Genomic DNA, 21,117 nt, shown 5'->3' on the forward strand with positions numbered 1-21,117 from the left:
ACAAATCACCCATCAAAGCCTCCATATCGGAGACCTTGAATCACGCCTCACTCGAAATTAATAGGTCCTGAGCCTAGCGCATTTTCTTGGCGGTGGGCGTGCGACGCTCGACTAGCGTTGTTTGCGTGAGAGCGACGGTTGCGAGCGCGGCAATGACGAGGCAGCACGCGATAGCGAGCAAGGAGACCACCAGGGCGAATAAGATATTTTCAGCGACGGGTTCACGACCGGCAATCCCAAAAAACAGCCCACCGACGATGGCTATGCTCAATGCGGAGCTGATCTGCAAGGTCGTGTTGATGATGCCGGATACGAGTCCCGACCATGCCGGCTCGACTTTGCCGATAATGCCGCGAACGAGACTCGGTAACGCAGTTCCTTGCCCAAAGCCGATCGCGAACAATGAAAGGCCCCGAAGCGCGTGATCGAGCGACTGGTCGGTTCGCCAGTTCCAAACGACCAACGTTAGGCTCAGCATGCCTATCGTCTCGAGAATGATTCCCACGGGCGCTGTTCGTTGGCCGAGCATCCGGCCGGCATAGGGGCTGAGAAGCGGAGCGAGAAAAGAGCCGATGCCGAACGGCAGAAAGACGAACGCCGCGCCTCTAGGAGATTCGCCGAGCGCAGTTTGCAAATAAATGGAGAAAATAAGAAAAAACGAGCCGATAGCATAGAAGAAGAACGCCGCCAGCAATCCCAGGCCGAAGCCGGGCAGTCCCATGACGCGCGGATCGAAAAGCGGAGTTCCGCCATTCTGTAGAAGTTTATTCTCATTCCGCAGGAACAGTGATCCAGCGATCGGCGCCGCCATCAGTAATAATAGGGACCAGAGTGGCCAGCCTCGTTCACGTCCTTCGATCAGCGGCGTGACGACGAGTGTGAGCGTGAGCGCTGAAAGCAAGACGCCGAAAATGTCGAGCTGCGGTGGACGTGGATTAGAGGCGTCGGGTAGAAGAAGACCCGAAATGAGAACGACTGCTGCGATCGGCAGATTGACGAGAAAGACGATCCGCCAGCCGAGACCGAAGACATCGGCCGAGACCAGGAAGCCGCCCAGGATTTGCCCGCTCGCCGCAGCAAGCCCGAGCGTCGCGCCATAAAGACCCAGTGCGATCGATTTTTCTTCTGGCGCGAAAATTACATTGATGGACGCGAGCCCTTGGGGAACCATCAGCGCCGCGCCGAGTCCTTGGAGAATTCGGCCCACCACGAGAACGCTCGAATAGGTGGCCAAACCGCATATCGCGGATGCTCCGGCAAAACAGGCCAGTCCGGCCAAAAAGATCTTCCGTCGTCCAAAAATGTCTCCGAGCCTACCCCCTGTGATAAGGAAAACGGCGTAGGTCGTCATGTAGCCTGAAACAACGAGCTGTAAATCGGAGGATGTCGCGCCGAACTCCTCCTTGATCGCAGGCAGCGCGATATTGACGATAAAAAAATCGAGGGGCGACAGAAAAACACCCGTGAGCAGCACCGCGAAGCGGAACCAGCGCCACCGTTCGTGCGCGGTGATAACTCCAATGCTGCGGCTCTGTTGCTCGAGCGACATTTCGCGGAACAATTCAACTGGGGATGGGCACAAGCGCCTTTTGTAGCTATGATCCATCAGGGTCTAATTTGGCAATGTTCGTTTCGCTTATGTGTGACATCGCTCCAGCTAATGCGCTGATCGCTGGCCAGGTCGATCCCCGGCCGTCATTTCGTCATTCATGAACATGTGATCGCCGCGTGGCGCCGGGCGCGCTTCACATTGACGCCAGAGTCGGTCGTCAACGTGACACAAGCGCTCGACACCCCCGTGCACGTTGACGATGCACGGAACGATGGCGAGCCCCGCCTCGGGGACGAAGCGCCACACTTCGGCGTCGCGATCAGAATTTCGCCTTCACCGTGAAGCCTGCCATAATCGGATCAGCCGGTGTGCCGATCACTCCTCCAGCACTGAAATTCGGAGACACGGTCGTGAAATAGTGTTTGTTCGTCACATTGTGAACCCATCCCGACAGATCGACGCTCTCGTCTGCGAGGCGCAGTCCCGCGTGCAGATTTAGCAGGCCGTAAGCGTCGATTACGCTGTAGATCGAATCGTCTGGAACCGAGAAGAATTTTGTCTGATAGGAGAAGTCGGCTCCGAAATAGGCGATCACCGACTTTTCGATCGGATCGAGAACGCGTCCGATATCGCGTGCATATTCGCCGCCGGCGGCGAGAGCCCATCGCGGCGTCAGGGAGATCGGGCGACCCGTCAGGCTGCAAGAGTTCAAGAACGCGAGTTCAAATCGGCAAGGGGCATTCTCAAAGGAATCGTAATAGGTGTGATCGTATGTGACAGAACTATAGGTCGTCAGCCCCTCTATGGGGTTTGCACGTAGATCCAGCTCGAACCCTCGGGAGATCGCCCTCTTGGCGTTGGAAAGATAGGTGATCGGCCGAGCGCCCGACGTATCTGTGATATTGGTGACATAATTTCGATCGACCATGATGAAGGCTGCAATGTTTGCGAGCAGTCGATGCTCGAAGAGATCGGTCTTCAATCCAATTTCAAAGTCGTCCAATTCCTCGGGCCGCACAGTCGTGGCGGCTGTCGTCGGAAGGTTGGCGACGGGATTTGGACCGCCGGCGCGCCCTCCGCGCGCGTAGGTCGCGTAAGCGAGCGCGTCGGGCGAAATTTTATAGGAAGCGGAGGCGAGAGCGGAAACCAATCCTTGTCGCGTCGTGGCGTAGAATTCACGATCTGCGCCGATCAATCCAATTCGCGCGGATCGCGCCGTGGCTTGTTGCGCCGCGGTCAGCCCGTCGAGGCTGCTGGCGGCAAACTGGTACTGTCGAAATATTGTGCTCTTCGCCGTATAAGAGTACCGAAGACCGAAAGCGAAATCGAGATCCGGCGTCACATGCCAGACGGCCCGCGCATAAGGCGCGATGACGTGGCTGAGTGGATTATCATAGGACTTCGAGGCGAGGTTGTTGAGCGCGACATCGTTCAAAGCCTGCGGATTCGCCGCCGAGCCGTACCACGCGGCCGCCGCCGGGCCATAGCTCGAATATCCCCAGTCATAGAGCTGTTCGAATAGATAGAAGAGGCCTGCAGTTCCCTCGACGGGGCCGTTGGCGGGCGTCGCTAATTTGAATTCTTGCTGTAGCGATCTCTCGGCGATTTGATTGTTGGAGTTGGTCGTCCGCACCGGGGCGAGGGCGCTGCTCGTTTGGTTCAGCGGATCGAAGCTCCACCCTCGGAACGAGGTCAGCGAAGAAAATTCGTAGCCGCCGTGCTTGTAATCGATTACAACTGCTGCTCCATAGCTCTGCTGCGTGTTCTGCAGATAGCCGGAGATATCGCCCTTGTAGCTGTCGATATTGTAAAACGACGTCGGGACATAGTTCATTCTCGTCAGGCGGGCATATAGATTATTTGGAACCGCCGCGCCATTGGCGTAATTTGCGACGACGCCGTTCAGCACATTCGGGCAACACGCCTGATTGACGTGTGAATAGTCCGTGATCAAACGTACGCTGAGGTCGTTCGTCGGCTGGAACAGGATCTGTGCGCGAAAGCTCTTGTTATGCCAGTCATTGTATTTTTGGCCGCTGTAATAGCTGTAGACGTAGCCATCGCGATCGGCGCTGACGAATGACACGCGGAACGCCAACGTATCGCTGTCGGCGATCGCGCCCGTCGCCGATCCGCGAATCTGAATGTTGTCATAGCTTCCATATGAGACTTCGAGCTTTCGCTGCGTCTCGAAGCTCGGCGCCGCCGTGTTGAGATAAACGGCGCCGCCCGTTGAGTCCATGCCGCCTCTCGTTCCTTGCGGCCCTTTTAAAACGTCGACGCCGACGAGATCAGGAATATCAAAGATCGCTTGGCCCGGCCGAGGTTGAAATATGCCGTCGACATAGACCGGCACGCCGCCGAAGATTCCGTCGGTGGCTACGGAAGTCGACGAACCGAACCCGCGGACATTGACAGTCAATGAGCGAACGTCTGCGAAGCGAATCTGCAAACTCGGTTCGAGCTTTTGCGCTTGCAGAAGATTGCTGATCTGCAATGCGTCGATTTGCTGTTTTGTGATGACGGTTGCCGCCTGCGGTATCGTCTGGAATGCGGTCGCTTGACGCTCGGACACATCGGCGGATGTTGTCGGCGCGGAGATCACGACATCTGGAACTCGCGCCTCCTCGGCGGGAGGCGTCTGCGCGGCGCTGGGAGCAGTGTAGGCGAAGCAGAGCGGAATTGCGGCGATAAGCGACTTTCTCATCATTTTTACTTTCTGACGCTAACGACGTTGTCCAGCAAAGCTACAGACGCCCCAAAATCCTGGGCAATGCTTATTCTTCTTATGAGTGGAATATCGGAAAGCGATGGATGCTTTCACTCATGCAAAAAGACGCGTTCCGCGAATTCGAGCAGCTGCTGGTTGAACGCCTGTGCGTCCTCGTAAAATGGCGAATGGCCGACATTGGGCAGCTCGAGAAAAGATGCGCCACAAATATGCTCGGCCGAGGCGCGCGATGCGCGAGGGTCGCAATGGCGATCTTTTTCACCGACGATGAACGCGAGCGGCAGAGAGCGCGTGGCGATGAAGTCCTCGGGTTGCTGTGGACGTCCAACCATCAGCCGTCGAACGGAGGGCGGCTGTGTCATATTATAGGCGAGCATCTGTGCGAACTCCGCCGACTGCGGCGGCGTTGCGAAGCAGCTCGAAAGGAAGGCGATGGTCCCGGCGATATTGGTAGGTAGATCGTCTTCGAGCATCAGCGGCAGGCTTGCAGCCGAAGCCGCGCTTGTCCATTCGGGGCTTCGGCGCCACGACGATCCGACAAATTGAGCGCCGGCGATGCTCTCGTCGCCATATTCTTTGAGATAGTCCCATACGACTCGGCCGCCGAATGACCACGCGACAAGAATTGGCCTCACGGCGCCGACCGAAGCGGCGACAGCGTGTAGATCGGACGCCCAGAGCCGATTGTCGTGGTAGGCGTCGCGCTCGAGAGGTTTGTCCGACGCGCCATGACCGCGAAGATCGTAGGTGATCAGATGATATTTTTCCGCGAGGCGCACGTCCCGTACTTGCCGGATAAAGGCGAGACCGCTCTGCGCGAAGCCATGGATGAAGATGATTGGAGGTCCTCGGCGATTCCCCCATCGCCTCACGGCGATAGTCACGCCGTCCGAGCTCACGACATGCGATTTGTTATATTCGAATGGTCGAGGACAAAGACTCGGATAAGCGCTGGTCATGGCCGCGATATGGTAGAGGATTCCCGCGATCGCCACTCTCCGCCTGTCGGGATATCCCTCGGCGGCGACGCGCCCACGTGTGACGAATTTGATGCGATCATATTTCTTTTGGAAATACGAAATCCGCTTATTCGTCGAATAAGCAGCGCTGCGTGTTCAATTGCCGTGTCGGTGTCACTCGGAGCAGGATGTGTCGGCGAGTCGTTCGATGAGATAGTCTCGCAGTCGCATGGTTGGCGAGGACGGAGACGACCGAATTGAATAGAGTGCTATTTCAACATCGGGAAGCCGCGGGAAGCCGTCACTTTCGTTCAGATGCCACAGTCGGTCGTCGATCGTGCTCGCTTTGAACACGCCGACGCCCAAACCTTGTCGGACAGCAGCTTCGATGCCGGAAACGTTCGAATTTACATGAGCGAGTCGCCATGGAACGCCTCTTTGTTGGAGGGCGGCGATCGCCCAATGACGAAACATGCTTCCAGGCGGAGCAACTGCCAGCGGCAAAGGTGATCGCTCATGTTGATTGTGCTCGGACGATGTCGTCCATACGACCTGCTCGCGACGAAGCACCTGTCCTTGGCTCGTGCCAGCCGGCTCCATGGCGATCACGATATCGAAATGCGTACCGATGCGCGTGAGCATGGAACTCGGCATACCGCCATAGAGCTCGACATTGACGCGTGGATACGAACGACAGAATGCGCCGACTAGCGGCGGCAGAATATTCGCAACGTAATTGTCGATCGAGCCGAGGCGAACCGTGCAATCGGTTTCTTCGGCGCGAAGCGTGCGAAGCGCCTCGGCGTTGAGCGCCAACATGCGCCGCGCGTAATCGAGCATGAGCTCGCCTTCGGGAGTGAGGCGAAAACCCCTCTGGGGACGCATGATCAGGCTGACACCGATAACGTCTTCGAGCCGCTTGATCTGCAGGCTGACGGCCGCTTGGGTTCTGTGCAGCGTCCGGGCGGCGGCAGTAAACCCGCCCTGGTCGACGACCGTCACGAACACATGGAGAAGGTCGTTCTCGAGAATTTGATTGCGAATGACGCTGACGCCGGACGGCCGGTCGTCTCGCGCCGGAGCGAGGGTCGGATTTCCGTTTCGACGAGGCTGTAAGCTCAGCGACATGCGTCAGGAACTCCCCGAATTCAATCTATTATATCGATAGATATAATAGATTTGCAAGCCGCTTTTTTTGGGGGCGAAACCCGGGACCTGGGTACTGCGAAGCGCTCAGGCGAGTTCCGCCAGTCCGAGATTGGCGGCCAAACGTCTACGCAGACCGCCGATCGGCGCGTCGTCGAATTTGCCGCTGGTCAGATCGAAGGCGTGGGCGGCTGCGGCCCCCATTGCGATACATGGCCCCATTACACGAATGGAGGACAGAGCGAGCGCGTCGCCATCCACGCATCGGCCGACGGCGAGCAGGTTGTGCACCTCGTCGTGAACCATGCAGCGAAACGGAATTGTATGGATGTGTTCCTCATCGAATGCTTCGAAATAAATTTGCTCGAGACTATTATGAAGCTCGATCGGCCAGGCGCAACGGGCGATCGCGTCCTCGAAGTTCGTTCCGGCGCGCACATCGTCCGCGCTCAACTGGTAGCGGCTCTTGAACCAGCGTGTCTGGCGCGCGCCGAGGGCGCCATAAATGCTAACAACAGCCCGAGAAAAAGCCTCCGGGAATTCAGCACGAAGAAATTCGACGGCGAGATCCATCTTGTCATGGCCGACGGCCACCATCTTACTGGCGTGGATGGGATCGAGAGGCGTCTCTACATGCGTCATATTGACGAGCGTCTCGCCCGATCCGGGCGCCGTGAATATGAAGGCGTCGCTTCGGTCCAAGCCATATTTGCGACCTTTGGCGGCGAGGCGTGATCGCAGCGTCGCGCGATCAATAGCCGCGAGCGCCCGCTCATCGACATTACGAAGAATACCGTTTTGTGATCCGTAGATCGGTCCGGCGGCCGGCTCTCGCGTGGCGAGGCCGCTCGTCCAGGCGATGGCGGCGTCTCCGGTCGCGTCCACGAAGCACTCGGCTTCGATGCGCAGAATTCCGGAACGCGTGGCCACTGAAATGGAGATCAGACGCTCGTCTTCGACGTGCGCGTCGAACAGCGCCGCGCCGAGGAGGGGAGTAATTCTCTCGCGGTTCGTAGCGCGCTCGATCCAACGTTGCAGTGCGACGCTGTGGTAGTGAACGACGAAGGAGTTATGACGGCTTCGAAGCAGCATGACGTCGCCGCTCTTCCCGAGGTCGGCGAGGATCTCGTCGGCGATGCCGAAAACGATTTGCCGCGGTGTCGGTCCATTCGCATAGAACCCGCAAAATGTGTTGATCTGCGCTGCGACGGACTGGCCGCCGAGCGATCCGCCTGCCTCGACTAGAACGACCCGATGCCCGAGCCTCGCCGCTTCGAGGGCGGCGGAGACGCCGGCAATTCCCGACCCCACCACGCAGAGGTCAGTCGTCAAGACACGCGGCGGGTGATCTCGGAGATTGCGGCGAATGATCGTGCTCGCATCGACGGCGCGTGTCGTCACGGTCGGCCCATTCCCTTCTTTTTGCAGAGCACAGCGTTCATTTGCCGACGAACTCGGGCGCGCGTCCTTCGGCCATCGCGCGTTTGCCTTCCGCTGCATCCTGGCTCGTGCGGACGGCTGTGAGATCGCGTGTCGTCCGGCCGAGTATCTCCGATGGGCTCTGCACGAGCACATGATCGGTCACGAAATGCTTCATCGACTGCATGACGAGGGGAGCGCGCGTCGCGACGACGTGGGCGATTTCGAGCGCAGTGTCTAGATGCTTTCCTCGTGGGGCGACGCGGTTGACGAGCCCGGCTTCATAGGCGCGGCGCGCCGAGATAGGCTGTGACAACAGCAGAACTTCCATCGCGATCTTGTGCGGAATGCGCACCGCGAGACCTGCTGCGAGGCCGCCCCAGGCCCCGTGCGTTCCTTCGGGATAGCAGAAGTTTGCGCTTTCGTCTGCGACGCACAGATCGGCGAACATGTTGAGAGTGAAGGCGCTGCCTCGGCATTCGCCGGCGACGGCGGTGACGATGGGCTTTTTCGTGACGGTTCCGATCGTCGGCATGCAGCGCCAGAGCTCCGTTACCGGGACATTTGGATCGGATCCGACGGAAAAATCGTCGCCGACGCCGGTCAGCACCGCGACGCGGCCATCGGAGGCGTCGAATTTGGCGAACGCCTCTTGCAGTCCACGGACGACATCGATGTCGATGGCGTTTCGTCGCTCTCGGCGGTCGATCGAAATTACAACAACATTTCCATGGGTGGCGATCGAGACGGCGGTCATGAACGTCTCTTTCGAACGCCCGGCGAGAGAATGATTTTCGAGGCCCGACGCGTCCGCGCCAACTCCAAGGCCTCGACGCCGTGATCGAGCGACATGCGATGCGTGATCATGTGGCGAATACGTTCGCCTTCGGTCACAAGGCTGTCGAGCACACGCGGCCAGACATGGCGCGGCGCGCGTTGCGTGCCTCGGATTTGATGTCTTTCGCGTACGAGGCGGGTGAGGTCGAGCACAGCTCTGCGCGGGTGTATCCCCGCGACGACCAGAACGCCTTCCTTGCGCAAGAATGCGAGGCCTTCTTGAACCACCTCCGGAACGCCTGTCGCTTCGAAAATGATATCGAATTTCTGGTCTGCAAAGCGGTACGCCAATGCGGTTTGGAGATCGCCATCGCCAATGTCGATAAGGTCCCGAAGGCCGAGAGCGCGTAGCGTTTCGAAACGAAGAGGATCGTTCTTCCCCACCACGACGACCTCCGCGGCTTCGGCCATGCGGGCGTAGAGGGCGATCGCCTGTCCGATCGTGCCCGGACCGATGACGAGCACCCGATCGCCGCGCGTCACGCCGCCTTTCAGGACTGCTTCCTGCGCAACGGTCAATGGTTCAGCGAGCGCTGCGAGCTCGTCATCGACGCCGTTCGGCGCCTCGAGGCAATTGACGACAGGCGCTGTGATCCAAGGCGCGAAGCCGCCGTCGGCGCTGGTGCCTTTGGCTGACCGACGCTCGCAAGATTCGGCTGCGCCGCTCAGGCAATGCGCGCAACTTCCGCATGGGGTGGAAGGGATTACGGCGACGAGGGCGCCGGGCGCCAATCCGTTTGCGTCGCCAGCGACGTCGATCACGCGTCCCGCGAATTCGTGCCCGAGCGTCAGCGGAAGCAGTGACGCCATGAAATCATAGCCGCCGCTCCATTCAAAGATATGCACGTCCGTCCCACAAACGCCGGCGGCAGTGATTTCGATAAGCGCCTCGCCGGGGCCTGGAACCGGCCGGGGAACCTCCCGAAACTCGACTCCGAAGGACGGGGCTGTTTTTTGGAGAGCTTTCATGAATGACGATCCGATGAGCGTTCGGGTCAACGCCAGCGCAAGAGCGTGCGTTCGAGCGCCGCGATTACCGCCCCTGCGCATGTTCCGAGGAGAGAGAGTACGAGAACGCCGGCGAGGAGCTTCTCGGAGTCCATGATGTTGCCGGCGGCGAGAATATAGGCGCCGATCCCATATTGTGCGCCGATCATCTCGGCGGCGACGAGGAGCACGAGGCCTGTGGAAACGGTAATGCGCGCGCAGGCCAACATGGCTGGGAGGGCGGACGGCAGCACGACCTTGACGACGATCGCCATGCGGTCGAGTCCAAAGCTCTGCGCCATGCGTATGAAAGGACGTGGCGCTGCGTCGACGGCGGCGCATACGGACACCGCCATAGGAAAGAAAACGCCGAGAGCAATCGTCGTTATTTTGCTGGACTCTCCGATTCCGAGCCAGAGTATGAAGAGGGGCAGCAGCGCTATCTTGGGAATGGGGTACAGAGAGGAGATCGCAGCGTCGCCGATTGCTCGGCACCAGGACCAGAGGCCCATCGCGAGGCCGACGCTCAGGCCGGCGAGGCTCCCGATCAACCAGCCCAACAGCAGACGAGTCAGCGACTTGCCGATATGGATCGCCAAGTCCCCTTGCGCGAGCTCGTGATAGAGCGTCTCGATGACATCGACCGGCCCAGGCAGAAACAGTGGATCGATCCGCCCCGATGTCGATCCGAGCTGCCACGCTCCGACGAGCACAGCGGCAAATGCCGGAGCGAACCACCGCTTCGGCGTGATCTCGAATCCGCCGCCGCGGAATCGCACCGTGCTTGGAACTCCGATCGCAGATGGCGTATGGGCTTCAGACATCGGCTCGTTCCATGGACAGAAGCTCTCGGTCGGCGTCGCGCGCTTCCGATCGAAGCAAGTTCCAAATGTCGTGCTGCAGCGCCGACAATTCGCTCGCGACATCGGGGTGGCCGCGCTCGGCTTGCGGAATTCCGACGTCGATGATTTCGCGGACTCGGCCCGGCCGTCTCGAGAGCACGACGATCCGGTCGGAAAGCCGCACCGCCTCGTCGAGATTATGTGTGACGTAGAGGATCGAAACGCGGTCTCGCAGCCACAGGGCGAGGAACTCCTCCATCAACAGTTCGCGCGTCTGCGCGTCTACGGCGGACAAAGGCTCGTCCATGAGAAGGAAGGCTGGGCGAGCGGCCAGCGCCCTGGCGATGCCGACACGCTGTTTCATGCCGCCCGACAATTGCTTCGGATAGGCTTGCGCGAAGCCGCGTAGACCGATTCGTTCCAACACTTCCTCGACGATCTCGGCCTGCTCCTTTCTCGACGGCAGTCGGTTCTCCAGCGCCAATGCGACATTGCCGGCCACGGTTCGCCACGGCAGCAGCCCCGCGTCCTGAAAAACGAAAGTGAATGGATTGAGGCTCGTAGCCGACGGAACGCCGACGGTGAAAGCCGATCCTCGGCTCGGCGCGATCAGGCCGCCGGCGATCGCCAGCAGAGTCGACTTTCCGCAGCCAGAGGGACCGATGACGGAGACGATCTCGGATTCGCGCACAGAAAACGAAACATCGTCGAGAACGGTCAACGGCCCGAAGTCGTGCCCCAATCCTCGAAGCTCCAGTTCCATGCCGTCCTCTCCGAGCCGTTCGACGCCGACTTCAAACCGCAAAAGAGAGATCGATGACATGTTCGGCGTCGACTTCTCGCTTCACGAGCCCCTGGTCTTGCCAAAATCTGAGCACCTTGCGAACGTCCTCGACGTTCAAGCTGGCGGCGGGATCGTAATAGCCGAAGGTCGAGCTGATTTGCTGCCTAGTCTGGCCTGTGCGTCGAGCGACGATTTCGAGAAGCTCCTCTCGCTCGTCGCTAGCAATCGGTCGGCCTTGTTCGTCGAGCCGATTGACAGCTCTATTGCTGAAAGCCATCGCACGCCGATGCGCTCGGACGAAGCGTTCCATCCCCGCGCGATTGGTGGCGATGAAATCGGGGCGGGTAAACACGCCGCTTCCTTGCGTCATGTCGACTTCGGCCGTATTTCCGATGAAGACGCCAGAGCCCGCTCTGACCAACGGGTCTGCGACCGTCGAGGGAAGGATGGCGCCATCCAATTTTCCGGCGGCAATCGCCGACCCGACGTTTGGCAGAGTCTGAAGAGGGACGAGTTCGACCTGTGACAGTGGGAATGCGAATTTCGCAGCAATCACGCCGAACTGATAATGGAACGACGATCCGATTGTCGTTATGCCCAGGCGTCGTCCCCGAATGTTGCCGAAAGAGCGCAATCCCGCGTCGTAGCCGTTGCGGCTAGCCACCAATTGATTATTGGGAAAGGCCGGGTGCGGTCGACTATCGCCGCAGACGAGTTTTAGTCCGCCTTTGGCGGCGAGGTTGAAATAAGCGGCGGTGAAGGCGGTCATGCCGACGTCGATCGAATTCGCGACGGCGGCGACGGGCAATTGAGCGGCGGCGTCGAAATATTCAATTTGAACCTGCAAACCTTCGCCCTCGAAGAAACCTTTGTCAGACGCGACAAAAAACGGTGCTGCGCTGTTCAGGCGCATAGTTCCGAGGCGTAGCACGGAAACCTCCGACCGCGCGACGCCGGGCAGGGCGAGAGCGGATGCTACGACCGCTTGACTGAAATATCGACGATCGATCATCTCGTGTTCCTTCGCGAGTGGAACGAACTATCACGGAGAAAGTCGCAATCGCAATCTCTGTTTTATTTATATCTTGCATAGTCGCGAATTATGGAAATTCATTTTCTGTGTCTGTGGCTGCAAGGTCTGAAGACCGCACAATGCAAAGCTCGGACTTGCCGCATTCGTCGCATAAAGGGTCTCCGCTATTGCACAAGATATTGACAGTAAAAGCCTTCGAAATTGTCCAATCTTGCCGTAGCGCCAAAATCGCGCGCACAATTGCGGAAACGCGCGACGCTTTCTCGCGGCCTCTCATCAACGACCGCGTTTGCGTCACCCGGAAATGGGTCCACAGCCCTTGCTGATCCCTTGCTGGAGATTTTTCTATTCAAATATAATTACGCGCATTGCACAGGAGTCTCGAGCCGTCTGAACCGCGATCTCAGTGGGCGCTTCGATTCCGCGAGTTATTCACGCGAAGAACTCGTGGCCGACATAGCGAGTTGTTTCGTAAATTCCGAGCTCGGTCTGCCCACGGACATCGAGAACCACGCGAGCCATCTATCATATTGGGTCGATCGCTTTCGGCGGCTTCGATTTGTCGGTTACGGCCAAGCCCATTGCGCGCCAGAAGCTCGCCGCGGTCGTGCTGACGATGCGGCGCACCGGACATGAAACGGAGATCGACTATTCCTACGAGCTGCCGCCGCGTGGCGTCATCTCTCGTCTCGAATATTGCTTCTCGCGCTTCGAGTCTTGCAGGACTGTTCATCGTCGCCGCTTCCGCTCCACGTTGCGAACGCTTCGATGAATTGATTCACGTCGTTCCAGTCGGTGAACTCGTGATCGCGCGTGCAGTCGGTCGATGCGCCACGTCGAAGGGCAAACAGCAGCATCGCCCAGCGTCGGAGGAAATCATATTGGGTGTAGCAGATGGCGCCACCGACGTGATGGACTCGACCCGGCTGCCATTGGGTCTGCCGGCAGAATCTCGCGACATACCGCTTCAGCGCCTTGCGGTCGTCGTGATCGTCATTAGCGGCGGTCATCGACACCGAGACAAAGGCGCTCGCTCGCGTCTCGAGCGCGTGCCGCTGCTCCTTGACGAAGCGCACCACGGACGACTGGTAGCGGCCGATATGCACCGACGCCGCGACGATGACCGCCTCGGACGCCTCCAAATCGAGCGACGTTACCGCCTCCTCGGCCGGTATCAGCCTGACCCGATGGCCCATGGCGCGTAGTCGCTCGGCCACGAACATCGCGACCTTGCGGGTCTGCCCCTCAGTCGTCGCAAAAACAATCAAAACCTGCATACAGTAGTTCCCGCCGTCAATGGCGTCTTGCGAGAAACGTCGGCGCCCAATCCATTGTCGTAGGCGGCGGCGCTTCCCGTGACGAACACCATGTCCCGGTTGGCCTCACGCTGCACAACGGAGAACCGCGTCGACATTCTATATGCACGCGTCGGAAGCCGTAAAGAGCGCGCCGCGCGTCTTAGAGCCTGTTTGGAAAATCGGATTGATGCGGGTTTCCCCTTTTTCAGCGGATGTGATTCCCACTTTGGATGTGGACACGCCAGCAACGGGGCCGAATGGCCAAGATCGCCCAGAAGACGCTATCCTTCCGATTTGACGGATGAGGAATGGGAGCGGATCGCGCCGCTAATGCCGAGGCCCGGGCGCTGAGGCCGTCCGCGCGAGATCGAATTTCGTGAAGTCATCAATGCGGTGCGCTATCTCGTTCGCTCGGGTTGCGGCTGGCGGGATCTGTGCATTTCGGGCGTTGGCGAACGGTCTACGGATGGTTCCGCGGGTTGGCGCGGCGTTTTCTGTTCCAAATGATCCATGACGTCGAACTCATGCTCGACCGCGAAAGACAAGGACGCGAGACGAGCCCGTCGGCGGCGGTGATCGACAGCCAGTCGGTCAAGGCGCCGCATGCGGAAGCGCGCGGCTATGACGCGGGCAAGAAGATCGTCGGCCGCGAGCGTCACATCGCCGTCGACACGGACACACCGCTGCTGATGGTCAATCTGACGACCGCCGAGGTCTCGGGCAGCGCCGGCGCGCAGGCGATCCTCGACGCGATCCGCAAACGCCGGCCGTGGGCGAAACATCTCTTCGCCGACGGCGCCTACGATCGGCTCAAGCTGATGGACAAGGCCGCCTATCTCGAATTCGTGCTCGAAATCATCCGTAGCCGCGACGGACAGAAGGGCTTCGAAGTCCTGCCGCGTCGCTGGGTCGTCGAACGGACCTTCGGCTGGATGATCCGCTGGCGCAGGCTCGTTCGCGACTACGAGCGCGGCATCGACGTCTCGACAGCCATGATTCACGTCGCAATGGCCGGCGTCCTACTGCGCCGAAACGCTCACCCGTGAATTTCCAAACGGGCTCCTAGAGCTGATCGAGACTTTGCATCCCGACGTGCTCGTCAAAGGCGCAGACTATTTGGAACATGAAATCGTCGGGGCCGATATCGTGCGTGCACGCGGCGGACGGGTCGAGCGCGCTGCGATTGTCGAAGGGCAATCGACGACACGTCTCTTGGCCAGATCGTGATGCTGTCGCTTTGATCGATATCGAATAAGGATGTCACATTGCTTCTAACGACACGAATGTCTTGTTCGATGCAATTCAATTGCCCTTAACGGGACTTTCTCACTTTCCGTGCTGCCGACTTGCTGGGGCGGCCGGTCATTGGCTATCCTATCTAGATGGCAATTAAATCGCGCGGTGGACGCCGGGATCCGGCGCGAGAGTCCTGGGCACAGAATACAACGGAAATCGTTGGACAATTTCGGTTGCCGGACCGGAGCTCGGCGCATGTCCTGGCTGCAACGAGCGATCGACGCGCCGGCATAGTCGATATGTCCAAAGCCTCCTAGATTTGCCGATCCAAGGATCGGTGGTCGACCGTAAAGCTCCATACGAGCCGGCGGCGCTGCTTGAACGACGATTGTGAGGGTTGAACGTTCTCGGAGCAGCTATCCGATATTGCAAGGCTTTACGCACGTCAGACCGAGAGGGGCGCCGAGATTGTCCGGTTGTTCGGACACGGCGTTGGTGGCCGGCCGAACGCTCGATGAAGCGCCTCGGCCTTCCAACGAGTGACGACACGATCCTGAGGCATTTGACGCATAAGTCGCCGGCGGAACCAATGGAAGGGCGCGCGTGCCGGGTATCGACGCCTGGAACTGGCTCGAAGGCGTGAATTACGGACCGATCATGGTGGATCTCGAATGGCGCGAAGGTGTCGACCTGCTTCCTGATCGCTCGGCCGCGTCGTACGCCTCAGTAAGCCACGCCGATCTGCGCCCGATGGCGTGTAGGGCTTTCGATCTCGTCGAGCACGGCGCGAGCAAAATCGATTCCGCCGATCGCCGACTTGCCGTTCTCGTCGAAAAGCGCAACTTCATCGCCGATGCGATAACGGCCGAGATCCTCGCCCGGCGTCCAGGCCGAGAATTCCAGACCGGGAGAGACGAACAACCAGTCGACGCCGGTCGCGTCGGTGAGAAGGTTGTTCAGAACATCTAGATTCTCCTTTGCTTCTGCGACGATCTCGGCCGGAATTTCGGAAGAAAAGCTCTCGACCTCCAACGTGCGCGGCGCGCCGGGCGTGCGCCGCAGGCACGAGAAGCCGCCGATCAGAATGAGACGCGCGCCCGCATCGGCAACTTGCCTCGCGAGCTGACCATAGGTTTGGGCGAGAGCGCCGACGTTGGCGCCTCGCGGCGATAGCGCGCCGATGACGACATCGGTGCCGACAATCGTCGAGCCGATATCGGCCACGTTCGACGTGAAATATGTGACGCCCTCTATCCGTTCGGCTGGGGTCGAGCGGCTGACCGAACTCACTGTATGGCCGCGCTTCGCGGCCTCGCGCGCGATGGCCGAGCCAGCATAGCCGGTGCCGCCAATGACGATGATCTTCTTCTGTGTGGTCACGCAAATATCCTTCTTCTCGAGCCGAATCCGCTGCTCTCGCGCGATGACTGGGCAATTTCAACGCCTACGAACACGCGTGTGCGGCGGAGGTCCCAATTCTGATCGTGGTCTGTATTTGTTATTTAGTCTAAAAATAGATGATAGAGTTCGCAAGGAGGCATATTTTTCTGACCAAGTCAGGAAAATGTGATCTACGGCGGAGAGGGCTCGGATGACAGGATCACGAGGATTGTTGCCGCCTAGCGGCGTGGATTTCAATCAGCCCTGCGTGGTGCGGGATGTGGTGGACAGAGTGGGTGACCGATGGAGCCTGCTGGTGTTGGCTCATTTGGCCGACATGCCGCAACGGTTCAATGCGCTGCACCGCGCCATCGGCGATATCTCGAAGCAGGTGCTGTCGCGGACGTTGCGACGACTGGAGGAAGACGGATTCGTCAGCCGCACGGTGCATGATGTCACGCCCCCGCAGGTCGAATATGCGCTGACCGAAATGGGATCGTCCTTCCTAGAACCGTTGAGTGCGCTGATCGGCTGGGCCGAGGCGCATCATCAAGCGATTGTCGCGGCCCGCGAGAATTTTGGCTCCGCGCAAAAGGCCGGAGCCACTCGCACTCGCGCATGAGAGAGGCTGATCGGACATGCGTTCTTGGAGGTTCCTTCTCATGAAAGCATGAGCGAGCGAGTGACGCCGGGGTTCCGATCGTGGCGACAGCGACCGCGCCAATCGGTCGAGCCGAGCCATTATGAACATGTCGCCGTATCGCACCCGCGACAGCGCCTTGGCCGGCTCCGGCTGTCACGTTGACCTTACCTCCGCGTTTCTCATGTTTCTCGAGCGGCACGCATTTCAATATCCCATGCCTTTTCCGAGTGATTCGAATTCGAAGCGGCAATCCGCAGCACGGAAAATGAGGATGAGCCAATTTTAGTCATCGCCGAACAGCGAAGAGCCTTTGATCGGCGATAGTAGCTCATTGATTGCAACTATAGATATACTCGAGCGCATCGTTGTGGAGAGGGAGTTGTTGTTTTCATGAAAGATAAGTAGCGTGCGCTCGACGAGCGTCTTTCGATTCCTCGACGAGGATTCGCCTGACAAATGACGATTTTGGAAGGGGGCGGTCGAATTGGCGGAGGACGAATGACGTACGAAGAGCAAGCGCAGATCGCCGATCCCAGAGCGCTCGATCCGGCGGTGCTGAGCGAACAGGTTCGCGTCCTTTATGGAAACACGGCGGTATTGCCCGTCAATCTACTCAACGCCGTCCTCACCGCCTGGGTAGCGCAGGGTTTGTACCCGAGATGGGTATTGCTTCTATGGGTGGGTTCGCTGACCGTCGTCGTCTCCTTGCGGCTCTACAATTCGTGGCTCTACAAGAGCGAGCCGCAGCCGAACGACGCCGCGCGCCGCTGGGCGCTGCGCTTCGCTGCCGGGGCTACGGCGACGGGTTGCCTATGGGGGCTGTCTGCGTCGATCCTCCTGCTCACCGACGATCCATCTTTTCACGTCTTCATCGCCTTTGTGCTGGGCGGCATGATCGCGGGTTCCGTGACGATCGACGCGGCGTTTCTGCCGGCTATGCTCGGCTTCGGGACGCCGACGGCCATGCCGGCCATTATGGCTTTTTTCGCCCGGCCGGAGCCGACGTCCAGCACTATGGGCCTCATGTCCGCGGCTTTTGTCCTGGCGCTTCTGCTATTGGGCGTGCGCGCCAATCGTTGGATAGTATCGTTGGCCCGACGCGAGCTGGCGCAGGCCGCGCTCGCCGCCGATCTCGAAAAGCAGATCGAGGTTCGTGAAAAGGCCGAGCAGGAAATGGCGCGTGCGATGCGCACCGATCTCCTGACGGGCCTGCCCAATCGCGAGACCTTCAAGGAATGGGTGACCGAGGCGTTTCACGGCGGCGAAAAAGACGGCGCGTCATTCGCTGTTCTGTATCTCGATCTGGATCGCTTCAAGGAAGTGAACGAGACGCTCGGTCATTCGTTCGGAGACGAGCTGCTACGGGCCGCCGCAGAGCGCATCGGCCAGGCTATACGTGATACGGCCTCGATCGCGCGCATCGGCGGCGACGAATTCGGGATTTTCATCAAGGACGCCGCACGCCGAGAGGAGGTCGAGGAGGTCGCGGAAAAAATAATCCATTCTGTGGCGGCGCCGTTCACGATAATGGGAAAGCAAGTCCCTGTCTCCGTGAGCATCGGCGTTTCGGTATTCGGAGCGGCTATCGTCGGGCCGGAAGAATTGTTGAGGCGCGCCGATCTCGCCCTCTATGAAGCAAAGTCCGCGGGATATAATCAGCGCCGCTTCTATTCGGAGGCGCACGACCGCGCTGTGCGTGAGCGCGTGACCCTGTTCGAGGAGCTCAACTCGGCGCTCGAAAGGGAGGAGTTCGAGCTCCATTATCAGCCGGAGATCGAATGGCCGTCTGGACGGATCATCGGCGTCGAGGCGCTGCTCAGATGGAATCATCCCAGTCGCGGGCTGCTGGGACCGGGCGGTTTCATACCGCTCGCCGAACGGACGGGCCTCATCACGCCGATCGGCGCATGGGCGCTCGCGAATGTTTGTCGCCAGGCCCGACTCTGGCGCGATCTCGGCATCTGTCCGCCGATCGTCGGCGTCAATGTCTCGGCCGCCCAGCTCTTCACTGCGTCGCGATTCGAGTCCGATCTCGCGCGTGAGCTCGACATGCGTGATCTCGATCCGGGAACGATCGAGATCGAGCTGACAGAATCGGTTCTCATGCAATCCTCCCGCGGTGAGACGACGGCAATCGATCGAATTCGCGCCTTGGGCGTTCGTATCGCGATCGACGATTTCGGCACCGGGTATTCTTCGCTCGAATATTTGCTCACCTATCGCGTGAACCGAATCAAGATCGCACAGCAATTCGTGCGCGGACTGCCGCACGATCCGGTGAGCGCAACCATCGTTCGCGCCACGATCGGCCTCGTGCAAGAGTTCGGATGTGAAATGCTCGCCGAGGGCGTCGAAACCGTCGGGCAACTCGATTTCCTGGTTCAGGCGGGATGTCAGAGCGTTCAAGGTTTCTACTTCAGTCGTCCTGTGCCTGCCGAGGAGGTTACGCAACTGTTACGACGAGGCGTCATCGCTCCAGAAGATCGAGCGTCGAACACGCCGAGATGACGAGTTCGCGAGGTGGTTCCATCGTTAGCTTGGCTGCAACGCAGACTTAGGGCCAAGCCCAAAGAGCGCTCGCGGGCATAATCAATTCTGGCTGACGGATGCGCGGCTTTCGAAGATTGCGCCTCGCCTCCCAATCGATACGAGAGGCAAGGCGCGGGGTGACGAAAGCCGGGTGATCGGCGGCGTCGTCCATGCGCTCAACTCCGACGGCCGCTGGATCGACACGCCGCCAGAATACCGGCTGAAAAAGACTCTCGACAATCGGTCATGTCCGCTGGGCGGCGAAGCGTGTCCGGGTCGATCTGGTCTCCGCGCTCGCACAGGCTGGCGGGCTGCCTACGGAACTTCTCATCGACTCCTCGGCGGTGAAGGCTGATCGCTCGGCAAGGATCGGCAAAGGGAAAAGAAAAATCGGGCCATCGGCCTCTCACGCGGCGGTCGCGCGACCAAAATCCACGCCCCAGCCGGCGCAAACTGGCGCTTAATCGCTATCCCGCTTACGGACATTATGCCCTGTTCGAAGATCAGGGCGTCGATCAAGTCTTCGGCCTTCCTGGACCAAGCTCCCCGTCCACGAATGTCGTCGTGAGACCGTAGGCGCCATCCACCCTGCGCGCGCCCTCGACGACAAGGATGTCGTTCGCCGCTACGCGGAGACGCGGCACAAGGCCAAATCCGGGGCGTGAACAAGCGCCCGACGAGAGTTTGATTGCTCTGGGGGACGGGAACTTCGATTGTCGGCGTGGAGCGCGTCGCCCATCAACAGCTCCGCCGCGACTTGGGTTGATTTTCACGGCGTTGGTAGAGCGGATCATGCATTTTTTCCTCGGACCGCACGGGCATCGACTCGAAACGAAAAAGTGGGCGTATTTTCGCAACGCATTTTTCGCTTTCTCCAATTAACTAAAGCTTCACCGAAAGCGGCCAGGCAGAGCAAATAAATGAAAAGCAGAGCCCTATATTATTTTGATCCTCAGGATTATACGACCTGTAAAGAGCTAAGACAGGCTTATTTGAACGAGGTCGATGGCGATTCTCATCGTGCAATACTTGCTATATGTATAGATATGGTGGCTATCGACGCCTATCTTACCGATCTTGAGCAATGGGTCGCCAGCCAGGGAATGGATATTGCCACGGTGTCGGCGATGCGACCTTGCTCGCCGCGATCCCCTTGTCTCCGTCTCCTGTCCGAATCAAAACTCAGAAACCGATCGTCTAAGTGCCGCCCAGAACCCGAGTGGGTCGACGAATTGCGGCGTCGTCTGCAGGCTTGGACTGGCCGCTGGTCCTCTTCAGTCAGATAGCTCTTTGAGGATCGCGTCCCGTTCGATGGACTCCGGCAGCAGCCGGTTTGATCAGGCGGCCATGGCGGGCAGCTTTACGATCGGAGCATCGCTCCAAGCGGCGATCGATTCCAGGGTCATGTAGCGACCGCGCTGGGCGGCCCATTCGTCATTTTGTTCCAACAGGATCGCGCCGACGAGGCGCTTGATCGCCTTCTCGTTCGGGACGATGCCGACAACCTCGGGGCTATGGCCGAAAGTGGGTGATGACGGCGTGAGGAAGGCGGTGTAACGGGGTCGGCGACCAAACCTCCCGGAGGAGCGTTACGCCATGACCCCTGCATATTTGGGCCGACGGCGTTTACTTGCAAGCGCGGATGGAGCCGCAGACCTAATGCAAGAGCTGGCCCCGCTTCTCTGGACAACTCCCCGCGGATTTTAAGTGGATCTCTGCCGAGGTTTGCTGAACGCGGGGC

Annotated in this window: 16 protein-coding genes and 2 pseudogenes; 5 read left to right on the forward strand and 13 right to left on the reverse strand. The window is 59.4% G+C overall.

Translation table 11 applies throughout. The features are described 5' to 3' along the window. Positions 1-73: 73 nt before the first annotated feature. The 10 genes from ACT53T_RS06135 to ACT53T_RS06180 all read right to left on the reverse strand — a co-directional run bounded on the left by ACT53T_RS06135 (position 74) and on the right by ACT53T_RS06180 (position 12,269). Complete coding sequence (locus ACT53T_RS06135) at positions 74-1,606, reverse strand: MFS transporter (RefSeq protein WP_476160539.1); 1,533 nt, start codon at positions 1,604-1,606, stop codon at positions 74-76. 265 nt (positions 1,607-1,871) lie between these two features. Continuing rightward, positions 1,872-4,157, reverse strand: coding sequence for a TonB-dependent receptor (locus tag ACT53T_RS06140; RefSeq protein WP_476160540.1), 2,286 nt, complete (start codon positions 4,155-4,157; stop codon positions 1,872-1,874). Between the two features lie 215 nt (positions 4,158-4,372). After that, entirely contained in the window at positions 4,373-5,242 is an 870-nt protein-coding gene (locus ACT53T_RS06145; protein ID WP_476160552.1) for an alpha/beta fold hydrolase, read from the reverse strand. A 174-nt stretch (positions 5,243-5,416) separates the two neighbouring features. Further along, positions 5,417-6,370 carry a LysR substrate-binding domain-containing protein gene (locus ACT53T_RS06150; protein ID WP_400771193.1) on the reverse strand — a complete coding sequence of 318 codons (954 nt, stop codon included), beginning with the start codon at positions 6,368-6,370 and terminating at the stop codon, positions 5,417-5,419. A gap of 105 nt (positions 6,371-6,475) precedes the next feature. Continuing rightward, positions 6,476-7,888, reverse strand: a complete 1,413-nt coding sequence (locus tag ACT53T_RS06155; protein WP_476160541.1) for an FAD-dependent oxidoreductase — start codon at positions 7,886-7,888, stop codon at positions 6,476-6,478. Beyond that, a complete protein-coding gene (locus tag ACT53T_RS06160) occupies positions 7,827-8,564 on the reverse strand; it encodes an enoyl-CoA hydratase-related protein (RefSeq protein ID WP_476160542.1) in 738 nt (245 codons plus the stop codon). The genes ACT53T_RS06155 and ACT53T_RS06160 overlap by 62 nt, the downstream gene beginning before the upstream one ends. Then, the gene (locus ACT53T_RS06165) at positions 8,561-9,694 is read right to left on the reverse strand and encodes a zinc-dependent alcohol dehydrogenase (RefSeq protein ID WP_476160543.1); all 1,134 of its coding nucleotides are present in this window, start codon (positions 9,692-9,694) and stop codon (positions 8,561-8,563) included. The genes ACT53T_RS06160 and ACT53T_RS06165 overlap by 4 nt, the downstream gene beginning before the upstream one ends. After that, positions 9,640-10,230, reverse strand: coding sequence for an ABC transporter permease (locus tag ACT53T_RS06170; protein ID WP_476160544.1), 591 nt, complete (start codon positions 10,228-10,230; stop codon positions 9,640-9,642). Before ACT53T_RS06170 ends, ACT53T_RS06165 begins: the two co-directional genes overlap by 55 nt. Positions 10,231-10,447: 217 nt before the next feature. Further along, on the reverse strand, positions 10,448-11,236 hold the full coding sequence (locus ACT53T_RS06175; RefSeq protein ID WP_476160545.1) for an ABC transporter ATP-binding protein: 789 nt from the start codon (positions 11,234-11,236) through the stop codon (positions 10,448-10,450). Positions 11,237-11,267: 31 nt separating this feature from the next. Next, entirely contained in the window at positions 11,268-12,269 is a 1,002-nt protein-coding gene (locus tag ACT53T_RS06180; protein ID WP_476160546.1) for an ABC transporter substrate-binding protein, read from the reverse strand. 351 nt (positions 12,270-12,620) lie between these two features. Between ACT53T_RS06180 and ACT53T_RS06185 the strand changes: the two genes are divergently transcribed. Continuing rightward, complete coding sequence (locus tag ACT53T_RS06185) at positions 12,621-12,926, forward strand: zincin-like metallopeptidase domain-containing protein (protein ID WP_476160547.1); 306 nt, start codon at positions 12,621-12,623, stop codon at positions 12,924-12,926. 41 nt (positions 12,927-12,967) lie between these two features. On the opposite strand, the gene ACT53T_RS06190 is transcribed toward ACT53T_RS06185, so the two are convergent. Next, complete coding sequence (locus ACT53T_RS06190) at positions 12,968-13,567, reverse strand: flavodoxin domain-containing protein (protein ID WP_476160548.1); 600 nt, start codon at positions 13,565-13,567, stop codon at positions 12,968-12,970. A gap of 251 nt (positions 13,568-13,818) precedes the next feature. Here ACT53T_RS06190 and ACT53T_RS06195 point away from each other — a divergent pair. Both ACT53T_RS06195 and ACT53T_RS06200 read left to right on the forward strand, forming a co-directional pair. Further along, positions 13,819-14,634, forward strand: a pseudogene (locus ACT53T_RS06195) (IS5 family transposase). Between the two features lie 416 nt (positions 14,635-15,050). Continuing rightward, complete coding sequence (locus ACT53T_RS06200; protein ID WP_476160553.1) at positions 15,051-15,218, forward strand: transposase family protein; 168 nt, start codon at positions 15,051-15,053, stop codon at positions 15,216-15,218. A 329-nt stretch (positions 15,219-15,547) separates the two neighbouring features. On the opposite strand, the gene ACT53T_RS06205 is transcribed toward ACT53T_RS06200, so the two are convergent. Continuing rightward, positions 15,548-16,204 carry an NAD(P)-dependent oxidoreductase gene (locus ACT53T_RS06205; protein WP_476160549.1) on the reverse strand — a complete coding sequence of 219 codons (657 nt, stop codon included), beginning with the start codon at positions 16,202-16,204 and terminating at the stop codon, positions 15,548-15,550. 211 nt (positions 16,205-16,415) lie between these two features. Between ACT53T_RS06205 and ACT53T_RS06210 the strand changes: the two genes are divergently transcribed. Continuing rightward, positions 16,416-16,826, forward strand: a complete 411-nt coding sequence (locus tag ACT53T_RS06210) for a winged helix-turn-helix transcriptional regulator (protein WP_476160550.1) — start codon at positions 16,416-16,418, stop codon at positions 16,824-16,826. A 519-nt stretch (positions 16,827-17,345) separates the two neighbouring features. After that, complete coding sequence (locus ACT53T_RS06215; protein WP_476160551.1) at positions 17,346-19,355, forward strand: putative bifunctional diguanylate cyclase/phosphodiesterase; 2,010 nt, start codon at positions 17,346-17,348, stop codon at positions 19,353-19,355. Positions 19,356-20,713: 1,358 nt separating this feature from the next. On the opposite strand, the pseudogene ACT53T_RS06220 reads toward ACT53T_RS06215, so the two are convergent. After that, positions 20,714-20,884, reverse strand: a pseudogene (locus tag ACT53T_RS06220) (IS256 family transposase); the annotation flags it as partial. Between the last annotated feature and the right edge of the window lie 233 nt (positions 20,885-21,117).

Source organism: Methylosinus sp. DMC45 (assembly GCF_056313885.1).